17 protein-coding genes are annotated in these 17,137 nt (G+C 75.0%); 16 read left to right on the top strand and 1 reads right to left on the bottom strand.

Translation table 11 applies throughout. The annotated features are described in order from the left end of the window. Nucleotides 1-117 precede the first annotated feature (117 nt). The 16 genes from GA0070620_RS10555 (at nucleotide 118) to nusB (ending at nucleotide 16,310) form a co-directional block, all read left to right on the top strand. Nucleotides 118-2,097, top strand: a complete 1,980-nt coding sequence (locus GA0070620_RS10555) for a hypothetical protein (RefSeq protein ID WP_377520536.1) — start codon at nucleotides 118-120, stop codon at nucleotides 2,095-2,097. Next, entirely contained in the window at nucleotides 2,094-2,642 is a 549-nt protein-coding gene (locus GA0070620_RS10550) for an acyltransferase (RefSeq protein ID WP_231922324.1), read from the top strand. Before GA0070620_RS10555 ends, GA0070620_RS10550 begins: the two co-directional genes overlap by 4 nt. Next, a complete protein-coding gene (locus GA0070620_RS10545) occupies nucleotides 2,635-4,242 on the top strand; it encodes a P-loop NTPase family protein (protein ID WP_231922323.1) in 1,608 nt (535 codons plus the stop codon). The genes GA0070620_RS10550 and GA0070620_RS10545 overlap by 8 nt, the downstream gene beginning before the upstream one ends. Before the next feature lie 62 nt (nucleotides 4,243-4,304). After that, entirely contained in the window at nucleotides 4,305-5,603 is a 1,299-nt protein-coding gene (locus GA0070620_RS10540; RefSeq protein ID WP_377520538.1) for an O-antigen ligase family protein, read from the top strand. After that, entirely contained in the window at nucleotides 5,600-7,237 is a 1,638-nt protein-coding gene (locus GA0070620_RS10535; protein ID WP_091589689.1) for a lipopolysaccharide biosynthesis protein, read from the top strand. Before GA0070620_RS10540 ends, GA0070620_RS10535 begins: the two co-directional genes overlap by 4 nt. An 8-nt stretch (nucleotides 7,238-7,245) precedes the next feature. After that, nucleotides 7,246-8,148, top strand: coding sequence for a sulfotransferase domain-containing protein (locus GA0070620_RS10530; protein ID WP_172836572.1), 903 nt, complete (start codon nucleotides 7,246-7,248; stop codon nucleotides 8,146-8,148). Nucleotides 8,149-8,206: 58 nt separating this feature from the next. Beyond that, the gene (locus GA0070620_RS10525) at nucleotides 8,207-9,496 is read left to right on the top strand and encodes a hypothetical protein (protein ID WP_091589688.1); all 1,290 of its coding nucleotides are present in this window, start codon (nucleotides 8,207-8,209) and stop codon (nucleotides 9,494-9,496) included. Nucleotides 9,497-9,685: 189 nt separating this feature from the next. Continuing rightward, the gene (locus tag GA0070620_RS10520; protein WP_091589687.1) at nucleotides 9,686-10,165 is read left to right on the top strand and encodes a glycosyltransferase family 28 protein; all 480 of its coding nucleotides are present in this window, start codon (nucleotides 9,686-9,688) and stop codon (nucleotides 10,163-10,165) included. A 59-nt stretch (nucleotides 10,166-10,224) separates the two neighbouring features. Beyond that, on the top strand, nucleotides 10,225-10,920 hold the full coding sequence (locus GA0070620_RS10515; protein WP_091598486.1) for a glycosyltransferase: 696 nt from the start codon (nucleotides 10,225-10,227) through the stop codon (nucleotides 10,918-10,920). Beyond that, nucleotides 10,917-11,837 (top strand): glycosyltransferase family 2 protein, encoded by a 921-nt coding sequence (locus tag GA0070620_RS10510; protein ID WP_091589686.1) that lies wholly within the window; start codon nucleotides 10,917-10,919, stop codon nucleotides 11,835-11,837. The genes GA0070620_RS10515 and GA0070620_RS10510 overlap by 4 nt, the downstream gene beginning before the upstream one ends. Nucleotides 11,838-12,034: 197 nt before the next feature. Further along, nucleotides 12,035-13,213: a chorismate synthase gene (aroC, locus tag GA0070620_RS10505; RefSeq protein WP_091589685.1), complete on the top strand. Its 1,179-nt coding sequence runs from the start codon at nucleotides 12,035-12,037 to the stop codon at nucleotides 13,211-13,213. Beyond that, on the top strand, nucleotides 13,210-13,716 hold the full coding sequence (locus tag GA0070620_RS10500; RefSeq protein WP_091589684.1) for a shikimate kinase: 507 nt from the start codon (nucleotides 13,210-13,212) through the stop codon (nucleotides 13,714-13,716). The genes aroC and GA0070620_RS10500 overlap by 4 nt, the downstream gene beginning before the upstream one ends. A 29-nt stretch (nucleotides 13,717-13,745) precedes the next feature. Beyond that, nucleotides 13,746-14,825 carry a 3-dehydroquinate synthase gene (aroB, locus tag GA0070620_RS10495; RefSeq protein ID WP_091589683.1) on the top strand — a complete coding sequence of 360 codons (1,080 nt, stop codon included), beginning with the start codon at nucleotides 13,746-13,748 and terminating at the stop codon, nucleotides 14,823-14,825. Continuing rightward, nucleotides 14,822-15,274, top strand: coding sequence for a type II 3-dehydroquinate dehydratase (aroQ, locus tag GA0070620_RS10490; protein WP_091589682.1), 453 nt, complete (start codon nucleotides 14,822-14,824; stop codon nucleotides 15,272-15,274). Before aroB ends, aroQ begins: the two co-directional genes overlap by 4 nt. Nucleotides 15,275-15,318: 44 nt before the next feature. Then, the gene (efp, locus tag GA0070620_RS10485; protein WP_091589681.1) at nucleotides 15,319-15,876 is read left to right on the top strand and encodes an elongation factor P; all 558 of its coding nucleotides are present in this window, start codon (nucleotides 15,319-15,321) and stop codon (nucleotides 15,874-15,876) included. A gap of 23 nt (nucleotides 15,877-15,899) precedes the next feature. After that, nucleotides 15,900-16,310 (top strand): transcription antitermination factor NusB, encoded by a 411-nt coding sequence (gene nusB, locus GA0070620_RS10480; RefSeq protein WP_172836571.1) that lies wholly within the window; start codon nucleotides 15,900-15,902, stop codon nucleotides 16,308-16,310. Nucleotides 16,311-16,371: 61 nt separating this feature from the next. Here nusB and bldD read toward each other — a convergent pair whose 3' ends face one another. After that, nucleotides 16,372-16,860, bottom strand: a complete 489-nt coding sequence (gene bldD, locus GA0070620_RS10475) for a transcriptional regulator BldD (RefSeq protein WP_013285505.1) — start codon at nucleotides 16,858-16,860, stop codon at nucleotides 16,372-16,374. Nucleotides 16,861-17,137: the final 277 nt, after the last annotated feature.

The following is a 17,137-nucleotide window of genomic DNA, read 5'->3' as shown; positions in this document are numbered from 1 at the left end:
CTACTCACTGTCATCTTGCGGATACACTGACGGCCCAATCGGTGGATATCACCCATCACCGTGGGCGAGGCACGCTTTCCGGGTTCTCGTCCAGCATGGAGGCGCAGCGTGCCCGACATCCCGTTCCGCCGGCGTCCCGCCGGTCGGCCCCGCACCCGGGCGGGAGCGGTCGCCCTGGCCCTCGTCGCCGCGGTGCTCACCGTCCCGGCCGAGGCGGCCGGCGCCGCCGTGCTCCCCGTCCCGCAACCGGCGACCCTGGTCTCGGCGAACCCGGCCGACACCACCCCGCACGCGCGCGACGGCGAGACGCGGGCGTTCGCCCAGATCGGGAACACGGTCTACGTCGGTGGCACCTTCACCCAGATCCGGCAGACCGCCGGCTCCGCGTGGCTGACCCGGCCCTACCTCTTCGCGTACGACCGCGGCACCGGAGCCATCTCCGGCAGCTTCCTGCCGGCGCTGGACGGGGCCGTCAACACCCTGGTCGCCGGCCCCGGCGGGACGCTCATCGTCGGCGGCGCCTTCAAGACGGTCAACGGGGTGTCCCGCAAGAACCTGGTGGCGCTGCACCCGGGCACCGGCGCGACCATCGGCGGCTGGGTCGGCCGCTCCGACGGCGGCACCGTGCGCGACCTGGCGCTGCACGGCAACCAGCTCTACGTGGCCGGCGCGTTCAACTGGCTCAACGGCACCGCGCACGCCGGCCTCGGCCGGCTCGACGCGACCACCGGCGCCGTCGACCCGAGCTTCACCGTCGACGCCACCGTCGGCCGGCACGGCACCTCGTCGTACGTGTGGACCATCGACGTCACCGCCGACGGCCGCACCCTCGCCGTCGGCGGCAACTTCCAGGCCGTCAACGGCCTGCCCCGCAACCAACTGGCCCTGGTCAACCTCGCCGGCACGCCGAGCGTGTTGGACTGGAGCACGGAGAAGTTCGTGCCGCCGTGCGCCTGGCCTGAGACCTTCGTCCACTACGTGCAGGACGTCGAGTTCGGCGCCGACGGCAGCTGGTTCGTCGTCGGGACCAACGGCGGGGCCGGCTGGCCGGCCGCGTACTGCGACGCGCTGGTCCGGTTCGAGACCGGCGCCCGGGGCGCCGGCCAGCTCGGCACCTGGGTCGACTACACCGGCACCGACACCATCACCTCCGTCGAGGTGGCCGACAACGTCATCTACCTGGGCGGCCACTTCCGCTGGCTGAACAACCCCCACGCCAGCGACGCCGCCGGGCCCGGCGCCATCGACCGGCTCGGCATCGCCGCCGTCACCCCGGCCACCGGCCTGCCGGTCAACTGGAACCCGAGACGCAGCGGAGGCTCCGCGCTGCCGGCCGGCGCGACCGGGTGGGGCTCCTCGGTGCCGGTGCTGTGGCGCGGCCCCGACGGTCTCCACTTCGGGCAGAACTCCGACGGCATGGGCGACGAGTACCACGGCCGGCTGGGGATGTTCCCGCTCGCCGGCGGACGCACCATCACCCCACGCACCCCGCCGACCGCCACCAGCGGCAACCTCTACGTGTCCGTCGCCCCGGGGCAGGTTGCCCGGGTGCCCTTCAGCGGCAGCGCCCTCGGCGCGCCGACGACCGCGACCCAGGCCAACTACACCGGCGCCGGCGCCACCTGGCGGGTCGACGACCGGATCTACTGGTCGCGGGCCGTCGCCGGCAGCCCCACCGGCAGCCGGATCGACATCTCGATGTTCAACGGCGGCACCATCGGCGTCCCCTGGGAGGCGTCCGGCTACAACGACTGGTTCAACCCGGCCGCGATGACCGGCGCGTTCTTCCTCGGCGGCCGGCTCTACTACACCCGCAGCGGCGCCAACGCGCTCTACTACCGCTACTTCGAGACCGACGGCAACTATCTCGGCGCCACCGAGTTCACCCTGCCCACCACGGGCGTGACCTGGTCGAACGTGCGCGGGATGGCCTGGGTCGGCGGCCGGATCGTGCACGGGGCGACGGACGGCGCGCTGCGTGCCGTGCCGTTCGACCCGACCGCCACCCCGGCGGTGAACGGCGCGGCGACCACTCCGGTCAGCCCGGTGGCGGGTCTCAGCTGGGCCACACCGTCGATGTTCTTCTCGGTGCAGTGACCGCGGGTGGCGTACGCGGCCGCCGGGCGGTGCGGGTGGTCTTCGCGGCCAAACGTGCCTGGTACCGGCTGCGGTATCGGGGGCTGACGCTGGGCCGCGACGTCGAGATCCGCGGCCGGATCCGGCTGCGCCGCGGAGTTCGGGTGCACATCGGCGACCGCACCCGGCTCAACAAGCTGGTCCGCTTCGCCGGGTCGGGCGAGGTGCGTGTCGGGGCGGACTGCCTGCTCAACGCGACCTGGATCGGCAGTTGGACGTCGGTGACGGTCGGCGACCGCTGCCTGCTGTCCAACTGTGAACTCCTGGACAGCGACTTCCACAACCTGCCGCCGGCCCAGCGGCACGAGCCGCCGAGCCGGTTCACCCGGGCGCCGATCGTGGTCGAGGAGAACGTCTGGATCGGCGCGCACGCGCTGGTCCTCAAGGGCGTGCGGATCGGCCGGGACTCGGTGGTCGGCGCGGCGACGGTGGTCCGGGAGGACGTCCCACCCGCGGTCGTGGTCGCGGGCAATCCCCAACAGACGGTGAAGAAGTTCCATGACTGATCCTGTGCCCGTTCCCTGGGCTCCCGGCCGCGCGATGGCCGGCCCGCCGATCCGCACGCTGACGCTCAGCGACCTGCTCCGCGTGCCGCTGCACCGGTCGCGGCTGGTCGCCGGCGCCGCCCTGGCCGGTCTGCTGGCCGCGCTCGGTTACCTGCTCCTGGTGCCGCCGGCGGTCACCGCCAGCGCGGTGGTCGCCGTACGGCCGGTCGTCACCGACGCGTTCACCCCCAGCGGCGCGGGAGCGGACCGCGCGGTCAACATGAACGTGGAGAGCGGCATCGCCACCGGCACCGCCGTGGTGCAGCGGCTCGCCGACGCAGTCGGCGACGACCCGCGGGACGTCCGGGACGCCCTCGAGGTCGAGGTGCCCACCGGCGGCCAGATCCTGCGCTTCCTCTACCGGGCGCCCGGCCCGCAGCGGGCGGTCCGCAGCGTCAACCTCGCCGCCGAGGCATACCTGGACGTGCGCCGCACCATGTACGAGCAGCAGCGCGCCGAGATGCTCCGCTCCTACGACGAGAGCATCGCGAAGGTCGTCGCCCAGCAGGGCGTGGTGCAGCGGCGGGTCGGTGCGGTGCGGGGCGCCGCCGGGGCGGACGCGGCGGTGGCCGAACTGGCCGGGATCAACAGCCAGCTCACCCAGCTCAACGCCGCGCGCACCGAGATCGCCGCCGTCGACGTGAACCCCGGCTGGGTCACCCAGGTCGCCGAGCGGGCCCTGGTCTCCGCCGCCGGTACCCGACCCCTGCACCTGCTCGCCGGTCTGCTGGGCGGCCTGCTCGCCGGGGTGGTGCTCGCGTACCTCGTCGAGTCGGTGGACCGGCGGGTCCGGTCGGTCGCCGACGGCCGGGAGCTGACCGGCCTGCCGCTGCTCGGCACCGTGCGTCAGTCGCGGCTGCGCGCCGGGCGTCGGGCGGTCGACGCCGACCTGCGCTACGTGGCGATGGCGATCGCCGAGCGGGTGCACCAGCCGGCCCGGGTCTCGCTGGTCACCGCCCGGGAGGACCCGACCCCGCTGACGGCCGGCCTCGCGGTGGCCCTCGCCGCGGAGGGACGCGACGTCTTCGTGGCCGACGACAGCGGCCGCGGGGAGCTGCTGCGCGACACCGTGCTGGTCGACCGGGTCCGCCTCGACGCGGGCGCCGACCCGACCCAGCGGATCGTGCCGAAGCCCCGCCCGGCGGGGACGCCGGCCCCCGGGAGCGGGGTGCGGCCGCTGGTGGCCCGGCGGCCCTCCCCGCACCCGCCGGGCGCCCGCCCGTCGACCGAGGCGGACGCCACACTCACGCTGCCCCGTCCGCGCTACGGCCACGGCGGGGCGAACGGTCGCCCGGCCGGCGTCGACGAGGTGGCGGTGGGCCTCGGCCACATCCGCATCGGCACCTGGCGGCAGGGCGCAGACCACGAGCTGGTGCTCTACAACGCCCCGCCCGCCGAGGCGGACGAACGGGGAGTCGCCGTCGCCCGCCAGGGCACCGCCGTGGTGGTGGTGGAGCGGGACCGGACCCGGCAGGGCGACCTGCGTCGGCTGGTGGACCGCCTGCGGGCCGCCGGGGTGACCCCGCTGGGCTTCGTGCTCACCCGCAGCGGCCGGGTCTGACCGTGGCGGTGACGCGGGCACCGGCCAGCACCGACCCGGCCGGGGGAGCCCCCCGGCCGGCGGTGCCGCCCGCGCCGTCGCCGGTGCCCGCGCCGCCGCTGCTGCCGATCTGGCCGTTGGCGGTGATGTTCGGCCTGGTGCCGATCTGGTGGCTGGCCGGCGTCTTCTACCTGGGCTGGCCGCTGGCCGGCGGGCTGCTGCTCGCCCTGCTGCTCACCCGGGGCCGGGTGCCACTGCCCCCGGCGACGGGGATCTGGCTGCTGTTCCTCGCCCTCGTCGTGGTGAGCGCCACCCAACTGCCGTCGGGCACCGCGGTGCTGACCTTCGCGCTGCGGCTCGCTTTCTACGTCACCGCCCTCGTCGTCGGCGTGTACGCGTACGCCGCCGCCCGGGACCGCGCCGACCTGGTGGCCGTGCTGGTGCCGCTCTGCGCGTTCTGGCTGGGCCTCGTGGTGCTGGGCTGGCTGGGGGTGCTGGCACCGAGGCTGGACCTGACCACGCCGGTCGAGGCGCTGCTCCCGGACACGCTCGCCCAGGTCCCGTTCGTGCACGACATGGTGCACCTGGCGGCCAGCGAGTTCAGCGCCCGCTCCCTGAACCCGATCTACCGACCGGCGGCACCGTACGCGTACACGAACGCCTACGGCAGCGCGTACGCGATGACCCTGCCGTGCGTGGTCGGCTTCGTCTTGCTGTGGCGGCGGGGGCCGCTGCGCTGGCTGCTGCTCGCCTCGGTGCCGCTGTCGCTCCCGCCGGCGTTCCTCACCCTGAACCGGGCGATGTTCCTCAGCCTCGGCGTGGGCCTGGCGGTGCTGGGCCTGCGGGCGAGCCTGCGGGGCAACCCCCGGGTCGCCCTGTCGGTCGTCGGGGTGGTGGTCGCGGCGGCCGTCGCCGCCTGGATCGTGCCGGTCGCCGACCTGATCAACGAGCGGGTACGCCGCAGCGACAGCACCACCGACCGGCTGTCCCTCTACGCCGAGGTGCTCCACCGGGTGCGGGACTCACCGTGGCTGGGCTACGGCGCGCCGATCGACGTGGACACCGTCTCCGCGGAGGCGCCGATCGGCACCCAGGGCCAGCTCTGGCTGGTGCTGTTCAGCCACGGCGTGCCCGCGCTGCTCTGCTTCCTCGCCTGGTTCGTCGTCGCGGCGGTGATCTGCGCGCGGGCCACCTCGGCCGCCGGCCAGTGGCTCGCGGTGGTGCCGGTGGTGTGCCTGGCGCAGATCCCGTTCTACGGCATGGCCAACCAGAACATCGCGGTCGCCTGCTACGCGATCGCCGTCGCGATGGTGCTGGCCGGGCGGGAGGCGCGCGCCGGGTCGACCGGCCGGGCCCGGCCCCGCGTGGCGGTGCCCGCGTGACCGCCCCCGCCGCCGACGCGCACCCCCGCGGCACGGGCGCGACCGCCGCCGCGCACCCGCCGGCCGGCGCGCCGGGTGGGGCGGCCGGGTCCGGTGTCGACGGTGCCGCCGAGACCCGGCGCAGCGCCCGCAGCGGCATCGCCGGCCTGCTCGGCGCGGCCACCAGCGGCCTCTTCGGCTTCCTACTCGCGGTCGTGATCACCCGGGGCTACGGCCCGACCGGCGCGGGGGCCTTCTTCGCCGCGATCGGTGTGGTCACCGTCGCCACCGGCGTCTGCACCCTCGGCGCGGAGACCGGGCTCATGTGGGCGCTGCCCCGGCGACGAAGCGGCGTACGCGGCGACGCCGCCCGGGTGCTGCCGGTGGCGCTGCTCCCGCCGCTGCTCGCCGCGGTGCTCGTCGCCGCCGCCGGGGCGCTGGCCGCCGACACGCTCGCCCCCCGGCTGCTGGACGGCTCCGGCGCCGAGGGCCCACCCCTGCTGGCGGTCACCTTCGCGGTGGTTCCGGTGGTCGTGGGGATGACGCTGCTGCTCGCGGTGGTGCGCTGCGTGCGGCCGATGCGCGCGTACGTCGGGGTGCAGTTCGTCCTGCTGCCGGTCGCCCGGCCGGCGCTCGTCGGGGCGGCGGCGTTGACCGGCGGCGGCCTGCTGGCCGGCATGACCGGGTGGCTGGTCCCCGCGGCGCTGGCGTTGCTGGTCTGCCTCGCGCTGGTCGCCGGCCCGCTCGGCGTGCCCGCCGGGGCCCGGCTGCGCCCGACGCCGGCCGACTGGTCGACGTTCTGGCGGTTCGCGCTGCCCCGGGCCGCCTCGGCCGCGATCGACGCGGGCAGCATGTGGGTGGGGGTCCTGCTCACCACGGTGCTGGCCGGGCAGGCCGACGCGGGGGTCTTCGGCGCGGTCGGCCGGTACGTCCTCGCCGGCCAACTGGCCATGCAGGGGCTGCGGGTGGCCGTGTCACCGCAGCTGTCCCGGCTGCTCGGGCTCGGCGAGCGGGCCGCCGCCGCGGCGGTGCACCGGCAGTTGACCGCCTGGTCGCTGGTGCTCTCCTGGCCGGTCTACCTGCTGCTCGCCGCGTTCGGACCGGCGTTCCTCGCGCTCTTCGGCCCGGAGTTCGGCGCCGGCGCGCCGGCGCTGGCCGTGCTCGCCCTGGCCATGCTGGTCAACACCGGGGTGGGCAACGTCCAGAGTCTGCTGCTGATGGGTGGCCGCAGCGGGCTGCACCTGGCCGCCACGCTGGCCGGGCTGCTGGTCACGGTCACCCTGGGCCTGCTCCTGATCCCGGGGCACGGCGCGACCGGCGCGGCCCTGGCCTGGGCGGCCGGCATCGTCACCGAGAACCTGACCGCCGCCGGCTGCGCCCGGGTCGTGGTCGGGCAGCCCCTGGTCGATCGGGCGCTGGGGCGGGCCGCGTCGGTGACCGTCGGCGCGGTCGGCTGCGCGGCGCTGGCCGGCGCGTCCGTCGCGGGACGCGGCATCCCGGGGCTGGTGCTGGCGCTGGGCGTGCTGGCCGCCGGCGGCGCCGGCCTGGCGACGATGCCCGGGGTGCGGCGGCGGGTCCGGGCGACGGTGGAACAGCTGCGTGGGCGGGAGGCGGCACCGCCGCCCGGCGTTCCCGCGCCGACGAGGGGCAGGTGACGTCCGCGGTGTCGTCCATGCGGGACCGGGTGAAGCAGTTCGTGCCGACCCAGGTGACCCGGCGCGTGAAGGAGTCCCTGGTGGACTACGGGGTGCGGACCAGCGACCGGCGACCGCTGCCGGACTTCCTCATCATCGGCACCAAGCGGGGCGGGACGACCTCGCTGTGGAACTACCTGATCCAGCACCCGCTGGTGCCGCGCCTCTTCCCGGCCTGGAACACGAAGGCGACGCACTACTTCGAGGAGAACTGGTCCCGGGGGGAGGCGTGGTACCGCTCGCACTTCCCGACCGACCGTCAGCGGGGCCTGCTGGAGAGCCGGTACGGCGGGCCGGTGCGGGTGGGCGAGGCCGCCCCGCTGTACATGTTCCACCCGCTCGCCGCCGGGCGGGTCGCCGCGCTGATGCCCTCGGTACGGCTGATCGTGCTGCTGCGCGACCCGGTCGAGCGGGCGTACTCGCACTGGAAGGAGCGGCGGACGCACGGCGTCGAGCCGCTGGGCTTCGCCGAGGCGCTGGCCGCCGAGGAGGCGCGTACGGCGGGGGAGCGGGAGCGGCTGATCGCCGAGCCGGGCTACCACAGCCACCGCCACGACTGGTACAGCTACCGGGCCCGGGGGCGTTACCTGGAACACCTCAAGCCGTGGCTCGACGCCTTCGATCGGCAGCGGCTGCTCGTCCTGGCCAGCGAGGACCTCTACCGCGACGCCCGCGCCACCTACCGTCGGACGCTGGACTTCCTCGGGCTGCCCCCGTACGACCTGCCCGACTTCCAGGTCTACAACGAGCGCCGGTCGGCGCCGCTCGGGTCGGCGCTGCGCGCCGAGCTGACCGCGTACTACCGGCCCCACAACGACGAGCTCCGGCGGCGGCTCGGACTGGACCTCGACTGGCCGGACCGGGCGCGGTGAGCGGGAACGCCGTCGGGCGCGGCCCGGCCGCCGGCTCTCACCGGGACGGGGTGTCGGCGTGAGCCGGCGGGGCGTGCCGTCGGCCGACCCGCGGTCGCGCGCCGACGGGCTGGGCTGGGTGTGTCGGGCTCTCTTCGGCGACGGCCGGGTCACCCTCACGGTGGGCCAGGCCCCGCCCACCGGGCAGCGCGCCGTCGCCCGGTACGCGGTGGTGCCGTCGCTGTCCCGGGCCCGGTTCCTGCTGCCGCTCGGCGCGCCCCGGGTCACGGCGGCGGCGCTGCTGGCGTACAACGCGCTGCGTCCGCCGAGCGTGCGCGCGGTCCGGGCGGCCCTCGGTGGGCTGTCCCGACTCGGCGTGGCCGGCCCGGCCTTTCCCACCCTCACCGTGTCGCTGCCCGCCGGTGTCAGCCTCGGCGACGCGCTGCTGGCCGGGCGGCTCGCGGGGGAGTTGGGCGGCGCGTCGCTGCACGCCGCCTGCGGGGTACGACCACCGGACCCGAACCACAAGCCCACCCTCCAACTCTTCGACGCGGCCGCCCGGCCCCGCGGCTACGCGAAGATCGGCTGGAACGGCGCGACCCGTGCCCTGGTGACCGCCGAGGCGGCGGCGCTGCGTGCCCTCGCCGGGACGAGCGGGACGCCCGGGCACCCGCTGACGCCCCGCCTGCTCACCGAGATCACCTGGGCGGGGCAGGTGGTCGCGGTGGTCGAGCCCCTGCCACCACGGGTACGCGGGATGCCGGTCACCGAGCCGCCCCCGGTCGACGCGCTGCTCGCGGTCGCCCGGCGGGGTCGACCGGCGGGCGAGCGCCGGCCGCTCACCGGGTCGCCGTTCCTGTCCCGCCTGGCCGCCGAGGCGACGCGGGCGGCGGCGGCCGACCCGTCCGGGCGGCGTGCGCTCGCGGCGGTCGCCGACCTGGAACGGCGGCACGGCGGAACATACGTCGAGTTCGGACACTGGCACGGCGACTGGGTGCCGTGGAACCTGGGGCGGCACGCCGGCCGGCTGGTCGCCTGGGACTGGGAGCACAGTGGAGCCGACGTGCCGCTCGGCTTCGACCTGGCGCACGACGCCTTCCAGCGGGCCCTGGTGCTGCGCGGGCAGTCGGCGGCCGCCGCCGCGCGCGCGGTCGACACCCAACTCGACCGGTACGGCGACCGGCTCGGCCTCGCGCCGGAGCAGCGGCGGTTGGTGGTCGACGCGTACCTGCTGGAGCTGTGGCTGCGGACGTGGCGGCTGGCGGATGCCGGGGCGGGCTGGAACGCGGCCCTTCATCCGGCGTTGTTGCAGGTCACGGCGGCGCGTTCAGCCGGGATCCGGACTTATCGCCACGCCGATGGGCGTTGACCCGTGCCGGAGAGTGACGGAAGAATTGCCACTCGTGACGGTGGTCGGGGGCTGGCCCCCGGTCGGTCGCACCGTTCGTGGGCGCGCGGCATCGGCTGACCCCTCCGGCCGTCACCATCCGCCGGCCGGTCGGCCCGAGGGCTGCCGCCGAACGCCGACCGGAATCCAAGCGAGCGTGTGGGGAGTCGCGTGGACAGGAACAACGAGGACGCGGGTCCCGCGACCCTGCTGCTGGTCGGGTCGAGCGGCGGCCACCTCGCCCAACTGCTGGCCCTGCGGCCGTGGTTCGAGCGGTGGCCGCGCTGCTGGGTCACCTTCGACACCCCGGAGGCGGTGTCGCTGCTCGCCGACGAGCAGGTGGTGGCGGCCCACCACCCGACCACCCGCAACCTGCCCAACCTGCTGCGCAACACCCGGCTCGCCTGGCGGGTGCTGCGTCGTCGGCGCATCGCCGCCGTGGTCACCACCGGCGCCGGGGTCGCCGTGCCGTTCGTGGTGCTGGCCCGGCTGCGGCGCATCCCCACCGTCTACATCGAGGTGTACGACCGCATCGACACCCCGACGCTGACCGCGCGGCTCTGCCGGCCGTTCCTCTCGGTGATGCTCGTGCAGTGGGACGAGCAGCGCCGGCAGTACCCGGAGGCGACCGTCGTGGGGACGCTGCTGTGACCGGGGACCTGACCGGCGGGGCGCCGGTCCACCAGCGGATCGTCGTGACCGGTCCGGCGGTGCGGTCCGACCTCGGCGAGCATGGGCGGGTGCCGAGGCAACGCGACGCTGTCGGCACCGGCTGCCTCGCCCTCCTGCTCGCCGTCGGCACCGACACGCACCCGTTCGAGCGGCTGGTCAGGTGGCTGGAGGAGTGGCACGGCGACGCCGCCGCCGACGTCCGCCTCACCGTCCAGCACGGGCACACGCGATCACCGGCGCTGCCGGGCGCGGTGCCGTTCCTCCGCCACGACGCGTTGCAGGCCGCGCTGGCCGACGCCGACCTCGTGGTCTGCCACGGCGGGCCGGCGACCATCCTGGAGGCCCGCCGGCACGGGCGCCTGCCGATCGTCGTCCCCCGGGACCCGGCCCGGGGCGAGCACGTCGACGACCACCAGCAGCTCTTCGCCCGACGCCTCGGCGCCGCCGGCCTGGTGGCTCTCTGCGAGTCGAGGGAGGCGCTGCGCGACGCGCTGGCCGCCGGGCTGGCCGACCCGGCGCGCTACACGGTGGCGGCCGACCCGGGAGCGCAGGCCGCGCAACGGGCGGCGGTGGCCCGGGTCGGGCAGATCGTGGACGACCTGGTCGCCGCCGCGTCCCGCCGGCGGCCCTGGTGGCGGGCGTGGGCGAGACCGGGTGACGGCGTGGTTCCCGGCGGGGCTTCGGGCGCGGTTTCCGGCGCGGGGCGGGATCACGGCGCGGGGCGGGGCCGGTGACCGCCGCGCCGAGCGTCGGAGTGGTGGTGCCCACCCGGGACCGGCCGCAGCTGCTCCGCGCCGCCGTACGGGCGATCCTCGACCAGGAGCACCCCGGCGCGATCGAGGTCGTGGTGGTCCACGACCGCTCCGAACCGGATCCGTCGCTGGCCGAGCTGTCCCGGCCGGGCCGCCGGGTCCGGGTGGTCCGCAACGACCGCACCCCCGGTCTGGCGGGCGCGCGCAACACGGGCGCCCTCGCGGTCGACGGCGAACTGGTCGCGTTCTGCGACGACGACGACGAGTGGCTGCCGGGCAAGCTGGCCGCCCAGGTCGCCGCCCTCGCCGCCACCCCGCGCGCCCAGTTCGTGAGCTGCGGCATCCGGGTCAACTACGACGGGCGGCACGTCGACCGGGTGCTGGACCTCGACCGGGTGACACTGGCCGACCTGCTCCGGGACCGGCTGACCGAGCTGCACCCGTCCACGTTCCTCATGCGCGCCACGGCGCTGCGCGACGGGTTCGGGCTGGTCGACGAGGACATCCCGGGCAGCTACGCGGAGGACTACGAGTTCCTGCTCCGGGTCGCCCGCGACGCGCCGCTGGTCAACCTGCCCACCCCGTACGTGCTGGTGCGCTGGCACCCCCGCTCGTACTTCGCCCAGCGCTGGGACACCATCGCCGCCGCCCTCCAGTGGCTGCTCGACCGCTATCCCGAGTTCGCCGCCCAGCCGGCCGGGCGGGCGCGGGTCACCGGGCAGATCGCCTTCGCCCGTGCCGCCGCCGGCCAGCGTCGGGACGCGGTGCACTGGGCCCGGCAGACGCTCCGCCGCAACCCCCGCGAGCCGCGGGCCTACCTGGCGCTCGCGGTGGCCGGCCGAATGGTGCGCCCCGACGCGGTGCTGCGCGCGCTGCACCGGCGCGGCCGAGGAATCTGACCCGCGGGCGCGGGTCGTTCCGGCCCGACGCGGATGGTCCGGGGCCGGCATTGTCGCGGTGCGCCCGCGGCGCGTCCCGCCGGCGGCGTGCGGGCCGGCGGGGTCGCGGCGTTCGCGGGCCGGGCGTGCTCGTCCGCAGGGCGGGACGGGGCGGGCACCGCACCGGATCGACCACCCGGCGTGACAGACTTGCCGCTGTGTTGCGCTGGCTGACTGCAGGTGAATCCCACGGACCCGCCCTCGTCGCGCTGTTGGAGGGGGTGCCCGCCGGGGTCGAGGTGACCACCGGCGAGATCGCCGCCGAGCTGGCTCGCCGCCGACTGGGCTATGGCCGGGGCGCGCGGATGTCGTTCGAGCAGGACGAGGTCGAGATCATCGGTGGCCTGCGGCACGGCGTCACCATCGGCAGCCCCTTCGCCGTGCGGGTGGGCAACTCCGAGTGGCCGAAGTGGCGCACGGTGATGGCGGCCGACCCGGTCGACGCGGAGGAGCTCGCCGGGCAGGCGCGCAACGCGCCGCTCACCCGCCCCCGGCCGGGGCACGCGGACCTCGCGGGCATGCAGAAGTACGGCCACACCGACGCCCGGCCGATCCTGGAGCGGGCCAGCGCCCGGGAGACCGCCGCCCGGGTCGCGGTCGGCACCGTCGCGAAGGCCCTGGTGAAGCAGACCCTCGGCATCGAGATCGTCTCGCACGTCGTGGAGCTGGGCTCGGTCGCCGCGAAGCCCGGCCTGCGTCCGCGCCCGGAGGACGCCGACCGTATCGACGCCGACCCGCTGCGCTGCCTCGACCCGGAGGCCAGCGCCCGGATGGTCGCCGAGGTCGACGCCGCGAAGAAGGCCGCCGACACGCTCGGTGGCGTGGTCGAGGTCCTGGCGTACGGGGTGCCGCCGGGCCTGGGCAGCCACGTGCAGTGGGACCGCAAGCTCGACGCCCGGCTGGCCGCCGCGCTGATGTCCATCCAGGCGATCAAGGGTGTGGAGATCGGCGACGGTTGGCAGCAGGCCCGCTCGCGGGGCTCCGAGGCGCACGACGAGATCGTGCCCACGGCCACCGGCGTGCGCCGGATCACCGACCGGGCCGGTGGGCTGGAGGGCGGCATCACCACCGGCGAGCCGCTGCGGGTGAAGGCCGCGATGAAGCCGATCTCGTCGCTCAACCGCGCCCTGGCCACCGTGGACGTGACGACCGGCGAACCGGCCACCGCCATCAACCAGCGGTCGGACGTCTGCGCGGTGCCCGCGGCGGCGGTGGTGGCCGAGGCGATGGTCGCCCTGGTGCTCGCCGAGGCGACGGTGGAGAAGTTCGGCGGCGACTCGGTGGCGGAGATCCGCCGCAACCTCGCCGGCTACCTGGACTCGCTGGTGATCCGGTGACCCGGCCGGTCTGCGTGCTGGTCGGTGCGCCCGGCTCCGGCAAGACCACCGTCGGTCGGGCGCTCGCCGACACGCTCGGGGTGGACTTCCGCGACACCGACCTGGACATCGAGACGCTGGCCGGCAAGCCGATCCCGGAGATCTTCGTCGACGAGGGCGAGGCGCACTTCCGTACGCTCGAACGGGCCGCGGTGGCCGCGGCGCTCGCCTCCTGCGACGGGGTGCTCGCCCTCGGCGGCGGCGCGGTCCTCGCCGACGAGACCCGCGCCGGGCTGGTGGGACACGTGGTGGTGCACCTGTCGGTGGAGCTGTCCGACGCGGTGAAGCGGGTCGGTCTGGGCGCCGGACGCCCCCTGCTGGCGATCAACCCGCGGGCCACGCTCAAGCACCTGATGGACCAGCGTCGCCCGCTCTACGCGGAGGTGGCCACGGCCACGGTGGTCACCGACGGGCGGTCCCCGGAGGAGATCGCCGCGGAGATCGCCGCGCTGCTGCGGCGCTGACGGCTCCCGGCTGGACTAGGCTGCCCGCGATGGACGACGTGACCCGGATCCCGGTCGGCGGCGAGCGGCCGTACGACGTGCTGGTGGGACGTGACCTGCTCGACACCCTTCCCGGCCTGCTACCCGGGGCGACCCGGGTGGCGCTGCTGCACGCCGCCCCGCTGAAGGCCCTGGCCGACGCGCTCGGCGAGCGGTTGGGCGCGGCGGGCGTCGTCCCGTTGACCATCGAGGTGCCGGACGCCGAGGCGGGCAAGCAGATCGACGTCGCCGCCGCCTGCTGGGACAAGCTCGGCGCGGCCGGGTTCACCCGCACCGACGCGGTCGTCGGCGTGGGCGGCGGCGCGGTGACCGACCTGGCCGGTTTCGTGGCCGCGTGCTGGCTGCGCGGGGTGCGCTGGGTGCCGGTGGCCACCTCCCTGCTCGGCATGGTCGACGCCGCCGTGGGCGGCAAGACCGGGATCAACACGGACGCCGGCAAGAACCTGGTCGGCGCCTTCCACCCGCCGGCCGGGGTGCTCGCCGACCTCGCCACCCTCGACAGCCTGCCGTCCAGTGACCTGGCCGCCGGGCTGGCCGAGGTGGTCAAGTGCGGGTTCATCGCCGACCCGGTGATCCTCGACCTGGTCGAGGCCGACCCGGTGGCGGCCACCGACCCGGCCGGTCCGGTCGCCCGGGAGCTGATCGAGCGGGCGATCCGGGTCAAGGCCGACGTGGTCTCGGGTGACCTGCGCGAGTCCGGCGTCCGTGAGGTGCTCAACTACGGCCACACCCTCGCGCACGCGATCGAGAAGGTGGAGGGCTACCGCTGGCGGCACGGGCACGCGGTGGCCGTCGGCCTGGTCTACGCGGGCGCGCTGGCGCGGCTCGCCGGCCGGTTGGACGCCCCGACCGCCGACCGGCACCGCGCCACGGTCGCCGCGCTCGGCCTGCCCACCGGCTACCGGACCGACGCGTGGCCGCAGCTGCTGGCCGCGATGCGGGTGGACAAGAAGGCCCGGGGCGACCGGCTGCGCTTCGTGGTCCTGGACGGGCTGGCCCGCCCGGCGATCCTGGAGGGCCCGGACGACGCCCTGCTGCGCGCCGCGTACGACGAGGTGGCGCAGTCGTGAAGGTCTACGTGCTGAACGGGCCGAACCTCGGCCGGTTGGGCACCCGCCAGCCCGAGGTCTACGGCTCGACGACGTACGCGGACCTGGTGGCGCTCTGCGAGTCGACCGGCCGGGAGCTGGGCCTGGACGTGACGGTCCGGCAGACCGACGCCGAGCACGAGCTGCTCGGGTGGTTGCACGCCGCCGCCGACGAGGGCGCCGCGGTGGTGCTGAATCCGGCCGCCTGGTCGCACTACTCGTACGCGGTGCGGGACGCGTGTGCCCTGCTGCGCGGCCCGCTGGTCGAGGTGCACATCTCCAACATCCACGCCCGGGAGGAGTTCCGGCACCACTCGGTGGTGTCCGCGGTCGCCACCGGGGTGATCTGCGGCCTCGGGGTGGACGGCTACCGGCTCGCCCTGCACCACCTCGCCGCCCGCCGCCCCGAAGGCGCGACTTGGCGCAGCTAGTAGACTTGGCCAGTCTGTCCGCCAATTGATGATCAAGGCAGGAAATGGCCACCACCAACGACCTGAAGAACGGCCTGGTACTCAACCTCGACGGGGAGCTCTGGTCCGTCGTCGAGTTCCAGCACGTCAAGCCCGGTAAGGGTGGTGCGTTCGTGCGTACCACGCTGAAGAACGTGCTCTCCGGCAAGGTGGTCGACAAGACCTTCAACGCGGGCACCAAGGTCGACACCGCCACGGTCGACAAGCGCACCATGCAGTACCTCTACGCCGACGGCGAGGACTTCGTCTTCATGGATCTGGAGACCTTCGACCAGATCACCGTGCCCGGCGGCACCGTCGGCGAGGCGGCCAACTACCTGCTGCCCGAGGCCGAGGCGACCGTCGCCACCCACGAGGGCGTCCCGCTCTACATCGAGCTGCCGACCAGCGTCGTGCTCGAGGTCACCTACACCGAGCCGGGTCTGCAGGGCGACCGCTCGACCGGCGGCAACAAGCCGGCCACCGTCGAGACCGGTGCCACCGTGCAGGTTCCGCTGTTCATCACCACCGGCGAGAAGATCAAGGTCGACACCCGCGACGGCCGTTACCTCGGCCGCTCCTGATGGCCGAGGGTCCCAAGCAGCAGATGCCGGCGCGTCGCAAGGCGCGCAAGCGGGCGCTGGACGTGCTCTTCGAGGCCGATCTCCGCGACCAGCCGCCGGTGGAGGTCCTGGCCGGCTACCTGCAGCGGATCGAGCGGCCGCACCCGGAGCACCTGGGCTACGCGGTCGGCCTCGTCGAGGGGGTCGCCGCGCACCTGGACCGGATCGACGAGCTGATCGCCAGCTACACCGAGGGCTGGACGCTGGACCGGATGCCGGTCGTCGACCGCAACCTGGCCCGGATCGCGGTCTACGAGCTGCTCTACGTCGACGAGATCGACGACGCGGTGGCGATCAGCGAGGCGGTGGAGCTGGCCCGGCAGATGTCGACCGACGACTCGCCGCGCTTCCTGAACGGTGTGCTCGGCCGCATCGCCGAGTACGCGACCCGCTGAGCGCCCGCACCACCGAAAAGGGCCCGTGCCGTCCGGCACGGGCCCTTTCGGGTGCGACAGCTCAGGACGCGAAGAACGCCCGGGGGTCGGCCACCAGCACGCCGTGCTCGGTGAGCCGCTCGATCAGGCCCGACGGCGAGGCGTCGTAGACGATCGCCAGGGCGCGCAGGTCGTCGGCGCGGATCGAGAGCACCCGGCCGTTGTAGTCGCCGCGCTGCTGCTGGATGGCGCGGGCGTAGCGGGCGACGTACGCGAGGTCCTCGGAGGCCTCGTCGTAGAGCCGCTCCAGGTCCAGGACGATCTTGCTGGTGGGCTCGTGGCGCACCCCGCTGCCGTCCGGGAGCAGCTCCGAGACGGGAACGCGGTAGAAGTCGGCCAGCTCGGCCAGGCGGGACACGGTGACGGCGCGGTCGCCACGCTCGTACGAGCCGACCACCACGGCCTTCCACCGCCCGTTCGACTTCTCCTCCACACCCTGCAGGGAGAGACCCTGCTGCTGGCGGATGGAGCGCAGGCGGGCGCCCAGCGACTTGGCGTATTCAGAGGGCATTCGGACACTCCCAGTGCTGCGGGGGTTCTCCCAGCGATTCGCTACGGAGCGTGACGGTACGGGGATTGCGACACGTGGTCAAGTGGTCGTGACCCTCCCGTTGGGGAGCAGCGGGGGAGTTATCCCCATTTCGGCGAGCTGATCCGGTGGTCAGTGGGTGGCGGCGGCCGGCCCGGTGACCACTGGTAACGTGGCGAGAAGCCCCGGCCCCGGCGGTTCCGCCGCAGGCCGAAGGTGTCCGACATCCTTTAACGACCCGTCCCGTGAGGCGGGGAAG

It is taken from the genome of Micromonospora krabiensis (assembly GCF_900091425.1).
Lineage (GTDB): Bacteria > Actinomycetota > Actinomycetes > Mycobacteriales > Micromonosporaceae > Micromonospora > Micromonospora krabiensis.
The sequence above is the reverse complement of the archived record's forward strand: the minus strand, read 5'-3'. Positions and strand labels throughout refer to the sequence as shown.